Below are 16,957 nucleotides of genomic sequence, written 5' to 3'. Positions count from 1 at the left end.
AGACATTGTATGACAAACTAATCTATGCACTGAAGAATATGAACGAATGGAACAGAATGCCGGATGCGCTGAAAGAACAGGTGTTCAAGCATCTGGAACGGCTGGCTGCTGTAGCGAACCTGTCGGAAGCGAACCGTGTGGCTTATGATAAGGCAGTAGACCGTTTCTATGTGAGCCGTATTTACGAGGAGGACATGCAGAATAAGGTAGAGGACGCGATGCGGGAAGGAAGAGAAAAAGGAATGCGGGAAGGAAGAGAAGAAGGCATAAAAGAAGGCATAAAAGAAGGTATAAAAGAAGGCATAAAAGAAGGTAAATTGGAAACGGCGAAAAAAATGAAAAGTTTAGGCGTATCTACAGACATCATAGTGGAAGCTACCGGACTTAGCCTGGAAGAAATAGCAGAGCTTTAAAAAGACATTTCCCTAAATTTCGGGAGCATCTCAAAAACTATCTTCTATGTATGAGGCACAATTAGCTCACTCCAATTGTAAAAAAAATAAATGTTCGCATTTTCTTAATTTGCTTGAAAAGACAAACCCACCGTCAAGTTAGAAATAGAAAGAGGCCGTCTCTTGGTGGTGAGACAGCCTCTTTTGCTTTATTGAAAATGGTAATCCTGTTTTTACCAACCTTGTGGATAAAGCATTATTGATATTTTTCAGTTGCGGAACTTCAGACCGTCGGCATTGCGTTCTACCACAATCGGTTTCGTGCGGTCGACTTCCTGAGCCAGCAGTTTCTTCGACAAATCATTGAGCAGGTAACGCTGGATGGCACGCTTGACCGGACGTGCACCGAATTCGGGGTCGAATCCTGCCGTAGCAAGGAACTCGACGGCTTCGTCGGTCATCTGCAGCGTTACGCCATTGTCGGCAAGCATCTTCTGTATGCCGTTGATTTGCAGGCGTACAATCTGCTTGATTTGGTCTTTATCCAACGGCTGGAACATGATGATTTCATCGATACGGTTCAAGAACTCCGGACGGATGGTCTTTTTCAGCATCTCCATCACTTCTTTCTTGGTGTCTTCTACAATCTGGTCATGGTTCTGGTCGTTAATCTTCTCAAACTGACTCTGTATGTACGAGCTTCCCAAGTTGGAGGTCATGATGATGATGGTGTTCTTGAAGTTCACCGTACGTCCCTTATTGTCCGTCAGACGTCCGTCGTCCAATACCTGAAGCAGGATATTGAAGACATCAGGGTGCGCTTTCTCGATTTCATCGAACAGTACGACCGAGTAAGGTTTCCGGCGCACGGCTTCGGTCAGCTGACCGCCCTCGTCATAACCTACGTATCCCGGAGGCGCACCAATCAGACGCGAGACGGTATGTTTCTCCTGATACTCACTCATGTCAATACGGGTCATCAGCGATTCGTCATCGAACAGGTATTCTGCCAGTGCCTTTGCCAGTTCGGTCTTACCTACACCGGTGGTGCCCAGGAAGATGAACGAGCCGATGGGGCGTTTCGGGTCTTGCAGTCCTGCACGGCTCCGGCGTACGGCGTCTGCTACGGCTTCGATGGCTTCGTCTTGTCCGATAACACGTTTGTGTAGTTCATCTTCCAGATGGAGCAGCTTGTCGCGTTCGCTTTGCAGCATCTTGCTTACCGGTATTCCCGTCCAGCGCGATACTACATCGGCTATATCCTCGGCAGTTACCTCTTCCTTAATCATGGCGTTGTCGCCCTGCTTTTTCTTCAGGTCTTCCTGAATGCTCTTGATTTCGTTTTCCAATGCCTGTAGTTTTCCGTATCGGATTTCTGCTACTTTTCCGTAGTCGCCTTCACGTTCGGCACGGTCGGCTTCGAACTTCAATTGCTCGATTTCCTTCTTGTTCTGCTGTATCTTGTTCACCAGTTCCTTCTCGCTCTGCCATTTGGCTTTGTAAGAAGTGTCTTGTTCCTTGAGTTCGGCTATTTCCTTGTTCAGTTGGGCAAGTTTGGCTTCATCCTTTTCCCGCTTGATGGCTTCGCGCTCGATTTCCAGTTGTTTCAACCGGCGTTCGATTTCGTCCAGCTCTTCGGGAAGCGAATCACGCTCCATACGGAGTTTTGCGGCTGCCTCGTCCATCAGGTCGATAGCCTTATCGGGCAAGAAACGGTCGGTGATGTAACGGTTGCTCAGTTCTACGGCGGCAATGATGGCTTCGTCTTTGATACGCACTTGGTGGTGGTTTTCGTAACGCTCCTTCAAGCCACGCAGGATAGAGATAGAGCTTGCTGTGTCGGGTTCGTCCACCATGACGGTCTGGAACCTACGCTCCAAGGCTTTATCCTTTTCGAAATACTTCTGGTATTCGTCAAGGGTAGTGGCACCGATGCTCCGCAGTTCGCCACGTGCCAATGCCGGTTTCAGGATATTGGCTGCATCCATGGCACCTTCACCTTTTCCTGCACCTACCAGTGTGTGGATTTCATCGATGAACAAGATGATGTTTCCCTCTGATTTCTTCACCTCGTTGATAACCGATTTCAGCCGCTCTTCGAATTCGCCTTTGTATTTGGCACCGGCAATCAGCGCACCCATATCCAGTGAGTAGAGCTGTTTGTTCTTCAGGTTTTCGGGCACGTCACCACGCAGGATACGTTGGGCAAGCCCTTCTACAATAGCGGTCTTACCGGTACCCGGCTCACCAATCAGAATCGGGTTGTTCTTCGTACGCCGGCTTAATATCTGAAGCACACGGCGGATTTCCTCGTCACGTCCGATTACGGGGTCGAGTTTTCCGGTACGGGCTGCCTCAATCAGGTTGATGGCATACTTGTTCAGTGACTGGTAGGTATCTTCGCTCGATTGCGAAGTTACTTTCTGTCCTTGCCGCAGTTCGCTGATGGCTGCACGCAGTTCCTTGTCGGTCAGTCCGGCATCCTTCAGCATGGTGGAAACGGTGCTCTTCACATTCAGCAGGGCGAGCAGCAGCGCTTCCAGTGATACATACTCGTCACCTAATCCTTTCGAGTATTCGATGGCTTTCTGCAATACCTCGTTTGCATCACGGCTCAGGTAGGGTTCGCCTCCCGATACCTTCGGCAGAGAAGCAATCTGCCTGTCGAGTACCGTTTCGATTTGTTGGCCGTTGATGCCCAGTTTCTGGAAAATGAAGTTTGTCACATTTTCTCCTACTTTCAGCACCCCTGCCATCAAATGTTCTGGCTCGATGGCTTGCTGTCCGCGGCTTTGTACCAGATTGACCGCTTCTTGCACAGCTTCTTGCGATTTGATTGTAAAGTTGTTAAAGTTCATATTGTATTCTCCTTTTTGTTTCTTAGTAAATGAATTACGACTACTATTCATCAAATTCTTTGCCAAACGGCAAGAAGAGTGTATATATGTCTACATGTCAGATGTTTACGTCGGGTTTCTGCAATATTGTCCGTTCTTTGTACAAATTGTCAGTAAAGTTTTCGTATCTTTACTCCCAAAACCGTTAGATAGTTTGGATATATGGAAAAGAAGATACCTTTCGACCCGGTGGTGATGCTGATTGACGCGTCTTATCTTGACCGTGTGGGAAATGATTTGAAAGCGCATTTTGCCCCGATATTGAAGCGTGAGTTGCCAAAAGCTGATTTGGCTGTACTGTTGGAATGTCTTGCCTTAGATGCTGGTGTATCCTTAGGTGAAACGAAAGTGCAGGTAATCTTTGTTTATGATGCTGAGGGGAAGCGCTTCTCGTTTTGTGCTCCTGCTGATTTGGAAAAAGAAATTCATTCGATGGCATTTAAGAGTCAGTTGGGAGAATTCTCGCTTTATGCTTTCCAGCCGTCTGGATTGGCTACGCGCGAAGATTTGTTTGCCGAGTCGTTCCAGTTGATGGCCGAATCGAAAGATGTGCGGCATATCATTGCCGTTCCGGATGAAGACGGATATGGTAGCCGTCTGAGCGACTATATAAATAAGGTGGAAAAGAAAGATCCGGTTACGGTGTTCGGCATGAATCCACCTGTTTATTCGGGAAACTTTACATTCGAAATGTTGGGATTTGCCATACTTCAGGCATTGGGCATCCGTGCCGATGAATTATGATGGGAAGAAGGTATGTCTGATTTTCGTTTGAAAGTTTTTTATGCGGTGGCCAAGAACCTAAGTTTTACCAAGGCATCGCAGGAACTGTTTGTCAGCCAGCCTGCCATAACCAAGCATATTCACGAATTGGAGAGTCTTTATCAGGTGCGCTTGTTCAACCGGTTGGGCAACAAGATCTCCCTTACCGAGGCAGGGCGTGTGCTGTTGGAGTATAGTGAACGGATTCTTGCTGAATACCGCAGGTTGGATTATAGCATGCATTTGTTGCATAACGAGTATAGCGGACAGTTGCGTTTGGGAGCCAGCACCACCATTGCCCAATATGTTCTTCCGCCTATTCTTGCCGAATATACTCGTCAATATCCGAAAATCAAGCTGACATTGATTGAAACCAATTCGCGTAATGTAGAGCAGGCATTGCAAGAACATAGCATTGATTTGGGAATGGTAGAAGGGGTGTTTCGTCTGCCTAACTTGCGTTATGAAGCTTTTTTGTGTGATGAATTGGTCCCGGTTTCGTCTATTCAGGAAGGAGGAGAGCCGGAAGAGGAAATTTCGTTTGAAGAATTCAGGCAGATTCCTTTGATTCTCCGTGAGCGTGGTTCGGGCACGCTGGATGCCATCGAAGCCGTCTTGGCAGAAAAGGGAGTGAAACTTTCTTCGCTCAATGTACGGATGCACTTGGGAAGTACTGAAGGCATCAAGTCTTTCTTGAAGCACAGTCCTTGTCTGGGCATTGTTTCAATATTTGCTATTCGCCGGGAATTGGAAGAGAATGTGTTTCGAATTACCGACATTGCAGGCTTGCGTTTCCAGCGTCAGTTCTGTTTCGTGTCTCAGCAAGGGCAGGAAGATGGAACGGCACTTAATTTCATTCATTTTGTTTTCCGTTATTTGCAGGAACACCGGATTCCCGGACGCATAAAAGGCGGAACAAAATGACTCTGCCTTTCTTTGAAAGATATACAGAAGTACCCTGAAGGTCCAATTATAGGTTTGCTAAAGTCTTCAGTGTACTTCTGTGGCAATGATTAGTTGTGCATGGACTTGCCTGCTGATGTTTTCCATATAGCAAAGAGCAATCCCGATATGATGAAAGCGGCTATAGCCGAGATGTAGCCTACGATAGTTGGCAAGCCGAAACTATCCTTGGAAATGAGCAGGAACGAAAGGCAGACCGCCGTCATGAACATGGCAGGAAGAAGCGTAATCCAATAATTTTTCTTCTTCCGTACCAGGTAAACGGTTATTGTCCAAAGCGTGAATACCGCTAATGTTTGGTTAGCCCATCCGAAATAATTCCATATCACGTTGAATCCGTCTGCATCGGCAATGTTATACCACAATAGCGCTAAGGTGACTCCGAATACGGGGATGCAAATGTAGATGCGTTTGCGTATGGAGTGTTGTTCCAAGTGCAGGAATTCGGCAATGATAAGCCGGGCACTGCGCAGGGCTGTATCGCCGCTGGTGATAGGGGCGGCTACTACTCCCAATATTGCCAGGGCGCCGCCGAATACTCCCAGCCATCCTTGAGATACGGTGGTAACGACTTCGGGCGCTTGCAGGGTAGCCGGCACGCCTAACTCTCCGGCAGCACCTCCATAAAAGAAGTACATCGATACGGTGGCCCATATCAGAGCAACTACCCCTTCGGTTATCATGGCTCCATAGAACAAGGGGCGTCCTTGGCGTTCACTCTTGATGCACCGTGCCATAAGCGGGCTTTGGGTGGCATGGAAACCGCTGATGGCTCCGCAGGCAATAGTGATGAACAGGCAGGGGAATATGGTTCCTGAAGCCGGATTCATGTTCGTAAGCCCATCGGTCAGTTCGGGTAGGGAAGGCCATTTGATAAAGAGCACGCCCATTAAGGCGATTGCCATAAACAGCATGGCTATGGCAAAAATCGGATAGATGCGTCCGATAATCTTATCGATGGGCAGCATGGTGGCAAGGAAGTAATAAGCGAAAATGATGAGGCACCAGATGTACACCCACGTTAGCGAGTCGCTGCAAAGTTTTCCTAAAATGATAGCAGGGCTATAAACGAATACGGCACCTACCATTAATAAGAGGAATATGGAGAAAACCAGCATTACTTTCTTGGTGCGGTCGCCCAGATAAGCGCCTACCAGTTCGGGCAATCCGGCTCCGCCATGGCGCATGGAGAGCATGCCGCTTAAATAATCGTGCACGGCTCCGGCAAAGATGCAGCCTAATACAATCCACAGGTAAGCGGAAGGACCGAACTTGGCTCCCATGATGGCACCGAAGATAGGGCCTGTTCCAGCAATGTTCAGGAATTGAATCATAAAAATCTTCCATCCGGGAAGTACCACGTAATCGACCCCGTCCGCCATGCTGACCGCAGGGGTAGGGCGGTCATCGGGAGCAAATATACGCTCTACGATACGCCCATAAATGAGATAGCCCGCTACGAGGGCTATCAGGCTCAACACAAATGTTATCATAGTTTTTCAGTAATTAAATTGTTTCATATTGTAACAAATCGCTGCAAAACTACGAATAATTCTTTAAATATGATTGGTTTTGCTATTGAAAAAACGAAGAAACGCAGATTTGCATGGATTCTTTTTATTATTTATCCATGTAAATCTGCGCTAATCTGTGTTTAAATCGTTTCTTTGTGAGACATCACATCAACGCCGGAACCAGCCATTTCGTGAGCAGGTATCCGCCTCCCACCAGCCATACATATAATAATCCGGCAAGAAGGAACGGTTTGGCGCCCGCTTGCTTGAACTTCTCGATGCTGGTATCTGTGCCCAGTGCCGTCATCGCCATGGTCAGCATAAAGGTATCGATGTATTCGATGGCGCCGTTCAGCGGGATTTCCTTTACACTCTCTACACCTAATATATATTGTAGGAAAGAGTTGAGGCAGATGATGCCGATAAATCCGAAGGCAAACCAGGGGATGGTGATTTTGCTTTTACCCGAGGTGCTTCCGGTTTCAGCCGACTTGCGTTTGGCAAGTGCGAAACTCATGATAACCAATACCGGGGCAAGCATCATGACGCGAATCATCTTGGTGATGGTGGCTGTACCGGCTATGCCCAAGGCATCGGTCGGGTCCATGGCATTGCCGGCTCCGGCTACGTGTGCCACTTCGTGAAGTGTGCTTCCGGTATAAATAGCCGTACCGATGTTCCCTAATGCGTCCAATAGTCCGGCGCGGTACATAATCGGGTATAAGAACATGGAAATGGTACCGAAGATAACGACCGTAGATACTGCAATGGCGGTTTTATGCCCTTCACATTTCACCACCGGTTCGGCTCCCAGTACTGCTGCCGCACCGCAAATGGCACTTCCCGTAGCGGTCATGAGCGAAGTGTCCTTGTCCATTTTCAAGGCACGTCCCAGCCATACGCCCAGTCCGATGGTGCCAGCCACGATGAGGGTATCAATGAGGATGGCGGGAAGCCCTACCGCTACTACTTGCGTAAGGGTCAGACGAAAACCGTAAAGCACGATGCCGGCACGCAGGATTTGCTTGGTGCAGAACTTGATGCCCGGTACCCATGTCTCTGGCAACCGGTTCCGTAAGCTGTTGGCATACAGCATGCCTAATATGATACCGACGATAAGCGGGCTGAATGAGAGATTTCTGACAAATGGGATTTCTGAGATGTAGAATGCTGCAAATGAGAAGAGGGCAATGAGCAGGATTCCGTGTAGAGTGTTTCCTCTGTTTCCTTTTTCGAACATATCGCAATAATGTTTTAAAGTGGTTATACTTTTTCTAATGCACCGCAAAGGTAAGACATTATTGTCGACAGACCTATTGAAAAATATTTATCTGCTATAACTTGTAGTAATAACGAGAAAAATGTTCGCTTGTTTGTTACAAGTAGAAGAAAGAGATTCTCTACTTGTAACATTCATGCGTTAAAGTCATCATCACAGATATCATCATCCGCTCAGAAGGGGGAGCAATCATAACTGTTTCCCTTCCTATTCTGTTTGCTATAATTATATGTAATCCTATTGAAAACAAGTAAAAATGTAAAGAGAATCTTGGTATTAGGAAAGGTCACAAGTTTCCTTTTCGGAATCATCCGAAAGTTCACAAATATAAGAAAAAAATGAATAGATGACAAATTTCATGTGGCGTTTTTACAGGGAAATTGTATATTTGTTCCCGATTTTAGATAATGAATAAAAATAGCAGATAGATTCAGATGAGAAAACATCTATTATTGACATTATTGATACTGGCTTGGGGGGCGATGTTGTCCTTGCAAGGACAGAACAGGATGCAGCCGGACTTCCGTTCGCCTTTCGACTTTCCGCTTTTATTGAGCGCGAACTTTGGTGAATTGCGTCCCAATCATTTCCATAACGGTTTGGACATCAAGACCGGAGGCGTGACAGGAAAACCTATTTACAGTGTAGCGGAAGGCTATGTGTCGCGCGTCATGGTGCTGCATGGCGGATATGGGCAAGCTTTGTTCGTGACCCATCCCAACGGATTCACTTCGGTATACGGACATGTGGTTTCGTTCGCTCCGAAGATTCAGGAATATGTCCGTAAGTATCAGTACGAACATGAGACGTTCGTATGCGACATTCGCATCGAGCCGGATGTGCTTCCCATAGAAAAGGGAGAAATGATTGCGTTGAGCGGAAACGAAGGCTCATCGGCAGGGCCGCACCTGCACCTGGAGTTGCGCCGGAACGATAACGGGGATTATGTCGACCCCATGCCTTACTTCCGGAAATACCTGAAGGATGACCGTTCGCCCGTGGCAAGCCTGATAGGGCTTTATCCCGTAAAGGGCAGGGGAGTGGTAGACGGAAGTTCCCGGCGCAAGCTGGTAGGGGCTGGAAACCTGAAGCAACGCTTTACGGCATGGGGAGAAATCTATACGGGCATTGCCGCTAAGGATTATATGAGCGGAACTTCCAATTTCTATGGCGTGCATTCGGTGACGCTTTATGTCGATTCGGTACAGGTTTTCCGGAGCGTCACCGATGAAGTTTCGGCAAACGAGAACCGGATGATAAACAGCTTTATCGATTATGGGGAGTACGCGAAAACCCGCCGGCTCATCATGCGTTCGTATAAGGCTCCGGGCAATAGCTTGCGTTTATTGGAGACGGATGACGCAAGAGGCATCGTGACGATAGACGAGGAGCGCGATTATCATTTCCGGTATGTGCTGGAGGATAATTTCGGGAACAAGCGTTCTTATCGTTTCACCGTGTCCGGAAAGCGGCAGGACATCCCTGCTTACGAGCCTCAAACCAAGTGGATATTGCACTGGAACCAGACCAATGTCGTACAGGAACCGGGCATGAACCTGATTGTTCCGAAAGCCATGGTGTATGAAGATACCGAACTGGATACCCGTGTGGTGAGTGATAGTGGGAATATCTCGTTCGACTATGTACTTGATGCGGGACCTGCACCTTTGCATGGCTTTTGTCCGTTGGAAATAGGCGTGCGCCGTTTGCCCGTAGCAGATACCACGAAATATTACATCGAGCAACGGGTGGGCAAGTGGAAAGCATCGGTGGGAGGAACATACGCCAACGGTTGGGTAAAGGCAACCGTCCGTACGCTCGGTACATTTTCGGTACAGATAGATACGGTCGCTCCACGCATTACTCCCTTGGGAAGAGGCACTTGGCGTACGAACCGCAACATACGTTTCCGGGTGAGCGATGCGCAGACTGGGATTGCTTCGTATAAGGTTTATGTCGACGGAGAGTTTGTATTGTTCGGGCTGAAGAAAGGCATCTTGGTCATTCAAGACCCTGAGCGGATAAAGAAAGGCGTGGCTCACCGGCTGGAAGTCATCGTGAAAGACGGATGTGGGAACGAGGCACGAGAGGAATATGAATTCTGAATATAGGTGCGCGAGTCGATGCATATACGTCCGTCGGCTGATGCATATAGGTGCATCGGGCGATGCATTTAAATCCGCGTCAATCTGCGGGTATCTGCGTTTCAGAACAATTATAAATTATCAAAATAAAAAACACGAATAACAATGAGAAAAAAACTTGGATGGATTGCCATGCTATTGGCAATGTGTGTGATGAACGGTTGGGCTTGTACCAACTTGATTGTCGGAAAGAAAGCCTCTGCCGACGGGTCTGTAATCGTTTCCTACTCGGCGGATTCGTACGGCATGTTCGGATTCTTGTGCCATTATCCGGCGATGACGCACGAATCGGGAGCCATGCGCCCGATTTACGAATGGGATACCGGTAAGTACCTGGGGCAGATAAAGGAGGCGAAGCAGACCTATAATGTCATTGGAAATATGAACGAATTTCAGGTGACGATAGGGGAGACCACCTTTGGCGGACGCCCTGAACTGGTAGATACTACCGGAATCATGGACTATGGAAGCCTGATTTATGTGGCGCTCCAGCGCTCTCGCACGGCAAAGGAAGCCATTAAGGTGATGACCGATTTGGTTAAGGAATACGGATATTACAGTAGCGGAGAATCGTTTTCTATCGCCGACCCGAACGAGGTATGGATTATGGAGATGATAGGCAAAGGTCCGGGCGTGAAAGGTGCCGTATGGGTAGCGGTACGCGTTCCCGATGATTGCATCGCGGCACATGCCAACCAAAGCCGCATCCATAAGTTCGACCTGAACGACAAGGATAATTGCCTGTATTCGCCCGATGTGATTTCCTTCGCCCGTGAGAAAGGCTATTTCAATGGGATGAACAAGGATTTCAGCTTTGCCGATGCTTATTGTCCGCTGGATTTCAGTGGCTTGCGTGCGTGCGAAGCCCGCGTGTGGAGTTTCTATAATATGTTCAGCAAGACCACAGGCGATGCATACCTTCCTTACATCCAAGGCAAAAGTAAGGAACCGATGCCGCTTTACGTGAAGCCCGACCGCAAGGTGTCGGTGCGCGACATCCAGCAGGCGATGCGCGACCATTACGAAGGCACTCCCCTCGATATTACGAACGATATGGGTGCCGGAGCCTTCCAGATGCCTTACCGCTTGTCTCCGTTGACATTTAAGGTAGACGGTCAGGAATATTTCAACGAGCGTCCCATCTCGACCCAGCAAAGTGCCTTTACGTTTGTTTCCCAGATGCGTTCCACGATGCCCGATGCTATCGGCGGTGTTCTGTGGTTCGGCTTGGACGATGCCAACATGACGGTTTTCACTCCGGTGTATTGCAATACCGATAAGGTGCCGGCTTCGTATGCCGAAGGAGAAGGCGATTGTGTCACGTTCTCATGGAATTCGGCATTCTGGATTTACAATTGGGTGGCAGATATGATTCGTCCGCGTTATAGCCTGATGGTAGAGGATATGCGTACCGTTCAGAATGCATTGGAAGATATGTATGCCGATGCGCAATCCGGAATCGAAAGCACCGCGATGAAACTTTATGCCGAGAATCCGCAGAAGGCGAAAGAGTTCCTCACCAATTACACAGGCATGAGTGCCCAAGCGGCGGTAGATGCATGGAAGAAGTTAGGCGAGTTCCTCATTGTGCGCTATAACGACGGGGTAGTGAAACGGGTAAAGAATGGCAAGCTGGTACGTCCCGAAACAGGCAATTCCGCTCCGCTTGACCGTCCTGGATATCCGCAAGAGTTCCTGAACGAACTGGTGAAGTCTACCGGCGAGCGTTATAAGGTGATTGACCTGAAGAATTGATAACTGTTTCCGGCTGTAAAGTATAAGGGGCTGTCTCAATTCTGTTTTGAGGCAGCCTCTATTTTTGAAAGCATTCTTTTTTTTCCTGATTATCCGCCAAAGGATATCTTTGTGCTTCAGTCCTTCTATGTATCGAGGTGGAATTGCATCATATCCATACTTGGCTCCCAGTAAACTGCCTGCAACTGCACCGTTTGTATCGGCATCGCCTCCTTCATTCACAACCGCCAGTAGTCCTTCTTCAAAACTTGGTGCATGATATACACACCATAGCCCAGCCGCCATGGTTTTTAACGTATATCCTATATTTATTTCATCGTCCAAATCCAACTCTTCTAATGCCTCTGCCTGTACAAGTTTCAGATAAGGCTCTATCCGTTCATCGTACTTCCTGCCTGTTTCTATCAATATTTCTAAAGGCAAAAGTTGTTCTTCATAGACTAAAGAATGGATAACCAACGAAATAATGACAGAAGCTCCCACGCACCGAGGGTCAGCATGGGTAAGCCGGCAAATGGCGGCGGCATGTTTCTCTACATCCTTTTTCAGTAGCCCGACTACAGAAGTGCGCATGACCGCGCCGTTCGATGCGCTTTTCTTACCCGACATGTTCCAGACCAGTTCTGCCGCTTGTTGAGGCTTTTCTGTGTAATCTCCTAAACACAACACCTTGTATGTATGTCTGCCGATTCCCATGGGATTCTGCAAGAACCATTGCTTGAAATTCTGTGCAATGTCAGCCAGATTTACTTCTTTGTTTTTTACGATACTTTCGGCGATGCACAACATCATATCCGTATCGTCTGTCCAGCTTCCTTTTTCCCAACGCGAACGATGATAGTCTTGTATGATTTGGGAATAGTCATTTAATCCATGGGGATAATGTTTGCGCACTTCCGTTTGGGTCACAAACTCCGTTCCTAACCCTAAAGCATCTCCTATGGCTTGACCGAAGAAAACGCCTTTTAGTTTGTCTTTATTTATTATTCTTATATTAGTAAACATTTATGGATACCCTGCACAGCACAGATTTTTTTAATTACTTCTTCGATTCACGTTCTTTCAAAAGCATAACAAGCAATATGATGGCTATGGTTATGTCAACGATATTCCATACCATGCGCCCTAAAGGAATCTTAATGAACGGCTGGAACAAGACCGCTAATGCACCGAAAGTAATCATTAGATTTTCTTTCTTTTCCTGATAATATTGGTATGCCATAAGTCCGAAAACAATCGTAGCAAAATAACGGACTAAGATGTAATAGCCGTATGGCATTGGTGCTAAACATAACACCAATGCGATGATTAAGATTTGTTTGAGACGTCTCATCATTTCATTTGATAAGGTACGACATGAATATCCTTCGCAAAATTGAGGTTAGCTCCCGAATCATCACGACCTCCAGTTGTGATTCCAATAACTTCACCATATCGATTAATCAAGGCTCCACCGCTGCTTCCATGATCTATGGGGCAACTTATTTGGATGAAATCATCATCTCTTATTTGAGAGATTTCACCCGAAGCAAATGTATTTTCCAATCCTTTTGGGCTGCCTATTGTATAAACTCTTTCTCCTACTTCACATTGTCTCTGAGAAACAGGTATATAGTTAAACTGCCCTTTTATTCGGAATAAAATGTAATCATCCGATTCACTTTTAGCCAACACTTTATCTATCTTGTATTGTCGGCCATCAGATAACTTAATGACTTCATAACCGATACCTGTTCCTTTAAAAACATGGTAATTGCTTACTGCCATCCCATCCTTGCTAATAAAAAATCCCGAACCTTGATAAGCGTTATAACCATCTGTTGTAAAAACCATAAAAACAGCTGAGTTATAACGCTTGAATACTTCAGTGGCAGGAATAACTTTGTCTGTATTATGGTCAACCTTTGGATTGTTTTCTTGTTCAGGTCGTGAAATGATGCGGCTATCAATTTTAGGAGGTACAGACTTCTCTACATAAAGTTTTCTGACATCTTTTCTCCCTTCATTCCTTCCAGTCATCGTGCAAGAAGTTACTAAGAAGAACATTAAAAAGAGCAATCCTGCATTAGTTATTTTATCCATGTCTTTTATTTATTTTATTACTCCCGGTTTAGGCAATATGTGAATTAGAAAGCGTTGGTTCTTTACATTGCCTGCTACATCAGGCTGTATGCGTAAAGTTCCGTCCTGTCCGCTTCCCGAAATAATAACTTCGCATTGTTCCGGATTGAAAAGCACTCCATTGTTCTTCCAATAATTTACCAATGCTAATGCACGTTCGTAGCTTAATTCATTATTTCGGATAAAATTATCTTTCGAAGCCTGTCCTTCTATAATCAATAAATATTGAGCATTATATTTTTGGCATGCATTTTTAATGAATTGATTGATAGCTTTTCCTGCATTCAACAATTGATGTCTTGTTTCAATACTAATATCTGTAATATCTGCACTGTTTGTCTGAAAGCCCACATCTATTTTCAATATATGTTTTTTATGTTCAGCATTATAAGCAAAATAAGTAGAATCAATATTGCTTATCGCATTCTGTATCTCCTTTATTTTATTGATTTCTGCTTGTGTCGCTTCTTTCACCCTCTCTATTTCCTTCATCTGTTTTTGAAGCATAACTACCGTCAACACAAACAATACAAGCATAATGAAAAACAGACTTGACATTAAGTCCGCATAGCTTGCCCAAAAGAAAGATCGCTTATTCATAATTTAAGATTCTTGAAACTACCATAAGAAACGATTATCTAAAACCATGCTATTGAAAATGCTCAATATTAAAAATAAGAGAGCCAAGAAAAAGACAATAGTCCCCAATCCGACAAATGCAATTAATAAATATTTAATCGGACGAGATATTCTCATAGGAGATGTTTGCTTAGCAGCGTGCGGCATAGTCACTTCCACAGACATATTTTGAACAGCAGCAATCAATTCATCCATTTTTTGCCTTTGACTAACGCCCATTTGTGCAATCTCAGTTTTTAAAGTATTTAAACTTTCCAATTCTGCATCTAGTTTTTCTCCCTGTATACCTATTGCCAAAACAACATTATCCAATTTCTTCAATTCATCCAACACGTTTCCATTCTCTTGAATTTTTCTTTTAAAAATTTCCTGTTGTTCATCCAAGGCTTTATTGAAAATGTTTTGTTTTCGAATAAGTGCTTCGTTCATTTCTTGCATACTTTTATCTGCATTCTCTTGCAAGGAATGTAATGTTTGTTGCAATCTGTCATCCACTGTTCCTACTGCTTGACTGATTGCCGCTTTACGTTGCTCTATATCTTTTACTTCCTGTTCAAAGAAAGTACCCATTTTTTCAATTAATTGGGTACGCTTTTCTTGTGAATCGAGATTTCTATTCAGCGCATTGAGTTGACTGATAAACTCATTTACATTATGCATATATTGACTAAACCGTTCTAACTGAGGAGTGCATGCCTGTAACTCACGTAATACAGAAACATTGGCGGTTGCCATTTTCTTAATATCCAATTGTTGAATGGTTTGTATCAATTCAATTTGGTTCTCATAAGATGTTTCTACCCGTTGCAATGCCTTGTCCAACTTTGTTGTATTCGTGGAGAATGAACGGTTGAACTTCAATAAATTTTCTTGAAGCCTCATTAGGCTATTCTCTGTCCCTCCTAACACTGGAAGAAGTTCTGTTTGAATCCAAGTATAGAACTCATTCTTATCTTCTTCTAATTTGGACGCTGCACTTTTTATTGACCACGAAGCTATACTTGTAAACAGAATACCAAAAAAACTAGCGAACATAGCTATGGCAACTCCTCCCATCAACATACCTATTGATTCACTCGGATTATTAATAAAAGCAGAAAAGCCTTGATTGTCACCTGTACCTAACGCTATAGAACCTATACCGACAATAATACCAATAACCGTTCCCATTAAACCTAAATATAAAGGCATGGGAATCTGTACACTTATTTCTTCCTGTTTTGCATCACAATTCCGTTCCACAATATCCTTTACTAACATAAAATCGCTAACAGCACCCTTGTTTTTTACTAAATAGATATTTATTGATTTTATGATTTGAGATAAAACCGGATGATTTATTGATGTGTCTGTATTAATGTATGTTATTTCAACGGTGTCTTCTGAAATATTTTCTTGTGGTATTTTATAACACCCATCCGTACAATCTATTTCATTTTTATTGTTAATTGCCGATAAAGGAATATATGCTTTAGATGTTTCAAAGCGAATACCTTTAAATATGTCTTTATATTTTCTTATTAACGTAAAAGTATTTACTCCTATCATTATTTGGATAATAATGATGAAGAACACTATTCCTCCTATTATTATTTGATGCTCTTCCATAATGCACTATCATTTAATAAATTCGATTTCGGCTTTTTTAATTACTTTCCAAACTCCATTTTGCATTTGTTCAACTTCGCCATCGCTTACATTTTTAATAGCTTTAGCGTTTATAGAACTGCCTGTTGTATCACAAAAATGTTCTAAAATGTATTCCTTATTTCTTATCGCTCTCAACATTTGTTCTTCTTTCTCATATATGCGGAATTTGGCAACTGTTGCATCTTTTTTTACAGAAATAATATATATGGCTTCCATTTCTTCTGTGGTTTTAAGAAAATCATCTTGTAGTGGTTTTGCATAAATTGCTTTCGATTCTTTTCTTTGACTTATATCATGAGTGTCTTTTATGTCCTCAACAACATTTTTTTGTACAACAGCTCCCTTCAAAGCTTCTTTACTATCACTGATAACTTTACTTTTTATCTCTTCGATATTCTTTGCTATTTTATCTATTTTTTCCTCTGTTGGATATCTTCGATAATTAGCTGCTTGAAAACTTTCTTTCCTTTTATCATCCTCATGATTCCGTTCTATATTCATCAGTTTCTTATATATCTTGTAACATCCCCAAACGATGGTGCTCAAAAAAATGAGTATCAATACTAATATTCCAATAGCTATCCAGCGTAGAATGCCGTTTAAGATTATAATGACCTTTTTATTGCCTTCTTGTTTCATTTTTTCAACAACTTTGTCTGCTATTTTATTTATTTCATTGTCTGTTAACGAATAAGCGTTTTGAGTTTCAGACATATCTGATTCCCTTTGAATAGAACTTATGTTTAATGAATCATTTTTTAATGAATCATTTTTTGTAGGGTTTGCGAAAAGACTTATACTACATATTAACGCAAAAACTGTAATAATCTTTCTCATAATA

General features: G+C 44.3%; 13 protein-coding genes and 1 pseudogene. 5 read left to right on the top strand and 9 right to left on the bottom strand.

What is annotated here, in order from left to right:
• Positions 1-413, top strand: a 413-nt coding sequence (locus tag B5F78_RS02250; RefSeq protein WP_140399998.1) for an Rpn family recombination-promoting nuclease/putative transposase, incomplete at its 5' end; no start/stop codon positions are given.
• Between the two features lie 248 nt (positions 414-661).
• Here B5F78_RS02250 and clpB read toward each other — a convergent pair.
• Positions 662-3,250, bottom strand: coding sequence for an ATP-dependent chaperone ClpB (gene clpB / locus B5F78_RS02245; protein WP_022038597.1), 2,589 nt, complete (start codon positions 3,248-3,250; stop codon positions 662-664).
• A gap of 201 nt (positions 3,251-3,451) precedes the next feature.
• Between clpB and B5F78_RS02240 the strand changes: the two genes are divergently transcribed.
• Together B5F78_RS02240 and B5F78_RS02235 are read left to right on the top strand one after the other, a co-directional pair.
• On the top strand, positions 3,452-4,033 hold the full coding sequence (locus B5F78_RS02240; protein ID WP_022038598.1) for a DUF6621 family protein: 582 nt from the start codon (positions 3,452-3,454) through the stop codon (positions 4,031-4,033).
• A gap of 12 nt (positions 4,034-4,045) precedes the next feature.
• Positions 4,046-4,975, top strand: a complete 930-nt coding sequence (locus B5F78_RS02235) for a LysR substrate-binding domain-containing protein (RefSeq protein WP_022038599.1) — start codon at positions 4,046-4,048, stop codon at positions 4,973-4,975.
• Between the two features lie 89 nt (positions 4,976-5,064).
• Here B5F78_RS02235 and B5F78_RS02230 read toward each other — a convergent pair whose 3' ends face one another.
• Both B5F78_RS02230 and B5F78_RS02225 read right to left on the bottom strand, forming a co-directional pair.
• Positions 5,065-6,507, bottom strand: a complete 1,443-nt coding sequence (locus B5F78_RS02230) for a carbon starvation CstA family protein (RefSeq protein WP_087405851.1) — start codon at positions 6,505-6,507, stop codon at positions 5,065-5,067.
• Between the two features lie 184 nt (positions 6,508-6,691).
• The gene (locus tag B5F78_RS02225) at positions 6,692-7,768 is read right to left on the bottom strand and encodes a YeiH family protein (RefSeq protein ID WP_087208956.1); all 1,077 of its coding nucleotides are present in this window, start codon (positions 7,766-7,768) and stop codon (positions 6,692-6,694) included.
• A 473-nt stretch (positions 7,769-8,241) separates the two neighbouring features.
• On the opposite strand from B5F78_RS02225, the gene B5F78_RS02220 reads away from it, so the two are divergent.
• Both B5F78_RS02220 and B5F78_RS02215 read left to right on the top strand, forming a co-directional pair.
• Entirely contained in the window at positions 8,242-9,912 is a 1,671-nt protein-coding gene (locus B5F78_RS02220; RefSeq protein ID WP_087405850.1) for a M23 family metallopeptidase, read from the top strand.
• Positions 9,913-10,056: 144 nt separating this feature from the next.
• Positions 10,057-11,706 (top strand): C69 family dipeptidase, encoded by a 1,650-nt coding sequence (locus B5F78_RS02215; RefSeq protein ID WP_087405849.1) that lies wholly within the window; start codon positions 10,057-10,059, stop codon positions 11,704-11,706.
• A 144-nt stretch (positions 11,707-11,850) separates the two neighbouring features.
• On the opposite strand, the pseudogene B5F78_RS02210 reads toward B5F78_RS02215, so the two are convergent.
• From B5F78_RS02210 to B5F78_RS02185, 6 genes and pseudogenes are all read right to left on the bottom strand, one after another.
• Positions 11,851-12,711 (bottom strand): annotated as a pseudogene (locus B5F78_RS02210) (ADP-ribosylglycohydrolase family protein); the annotation flags it as partial.
• Positions 12,712-12,745: 34 nt separating this feature from the next.
• Positions 12,746-13,042, bottom strand: a complete 297-nt coding sequence (locus B5F78_RS02205) for a DUF6804 family protein (protein ID WP_239473437.1) — start codon at positions 13,040-13,042, stop codon at positions 12,746-12,748.
• Positions 13,039-13,788, bottom strand: a complete 750-nt coding sequence (locus tag B5F78_RS02200; protein ID WP_164470530.1) for a S1C family serine protease — start codon at positions 13,786-13,788, stop codon at positions 13,039-13,041. The genes B5F78_RS02205 and B5F78_RS02200 overlap by 4 nt, the downstream gene beginning before the upstream one ends.
• A gap of 9 nt (positions 13,789-13,797) precedes the next feature.
• A complete protein-coding gene (locus tag B5F78_RS02195) occupies positions 13,798-14,427 on the bottom strand; it encodes an OmpA family protein (protein ID WP_087405847.1) in 630 nt (209 codons plus the stop codon).
• Between the two features lie 18 nt (positions 14,428-14,445).
• Complete coding sequence (locus tag B5F78_RS02190) at positions 14,446-16,074, bottom strand: MotA/TolQ/ExbB proton channel family protein (RefSeq protein ID WP_087405846.1); 1,629 nt, start codon at positions 16,072-16,074, stop codon at positions 14,446-14,448.
• Between the two features lie 9 nt (positions 16,075-16,083).
• Positions 16,084-16,953, bottom strand: a complete 870-nt coding sequence (locus B5F78_RS02185; protein ID WP_087405845.1) for a hypothetical protein — start codon at positions 16,951-16,953, stop codon at positions 16,084-16,086.
• Positions 16,954-16,957 lie beyond the last annotated feature (4 nt).

It is taken from the genome of Bacteroides sp. An279, assembly GCF_002159615.1.
Classification (GTDB): Bacteria; Bacteroidota; Bacteroidia; order Bacteroidales; family Bacteroidaceae; genus Phocaeicola; species Phocaeicola intestinalis.
The sequence above is the reverse complement of the archived record's forward strand: the minus strand, read 5'-3'. Positions and strand labels throughout refer to the sequence as shown.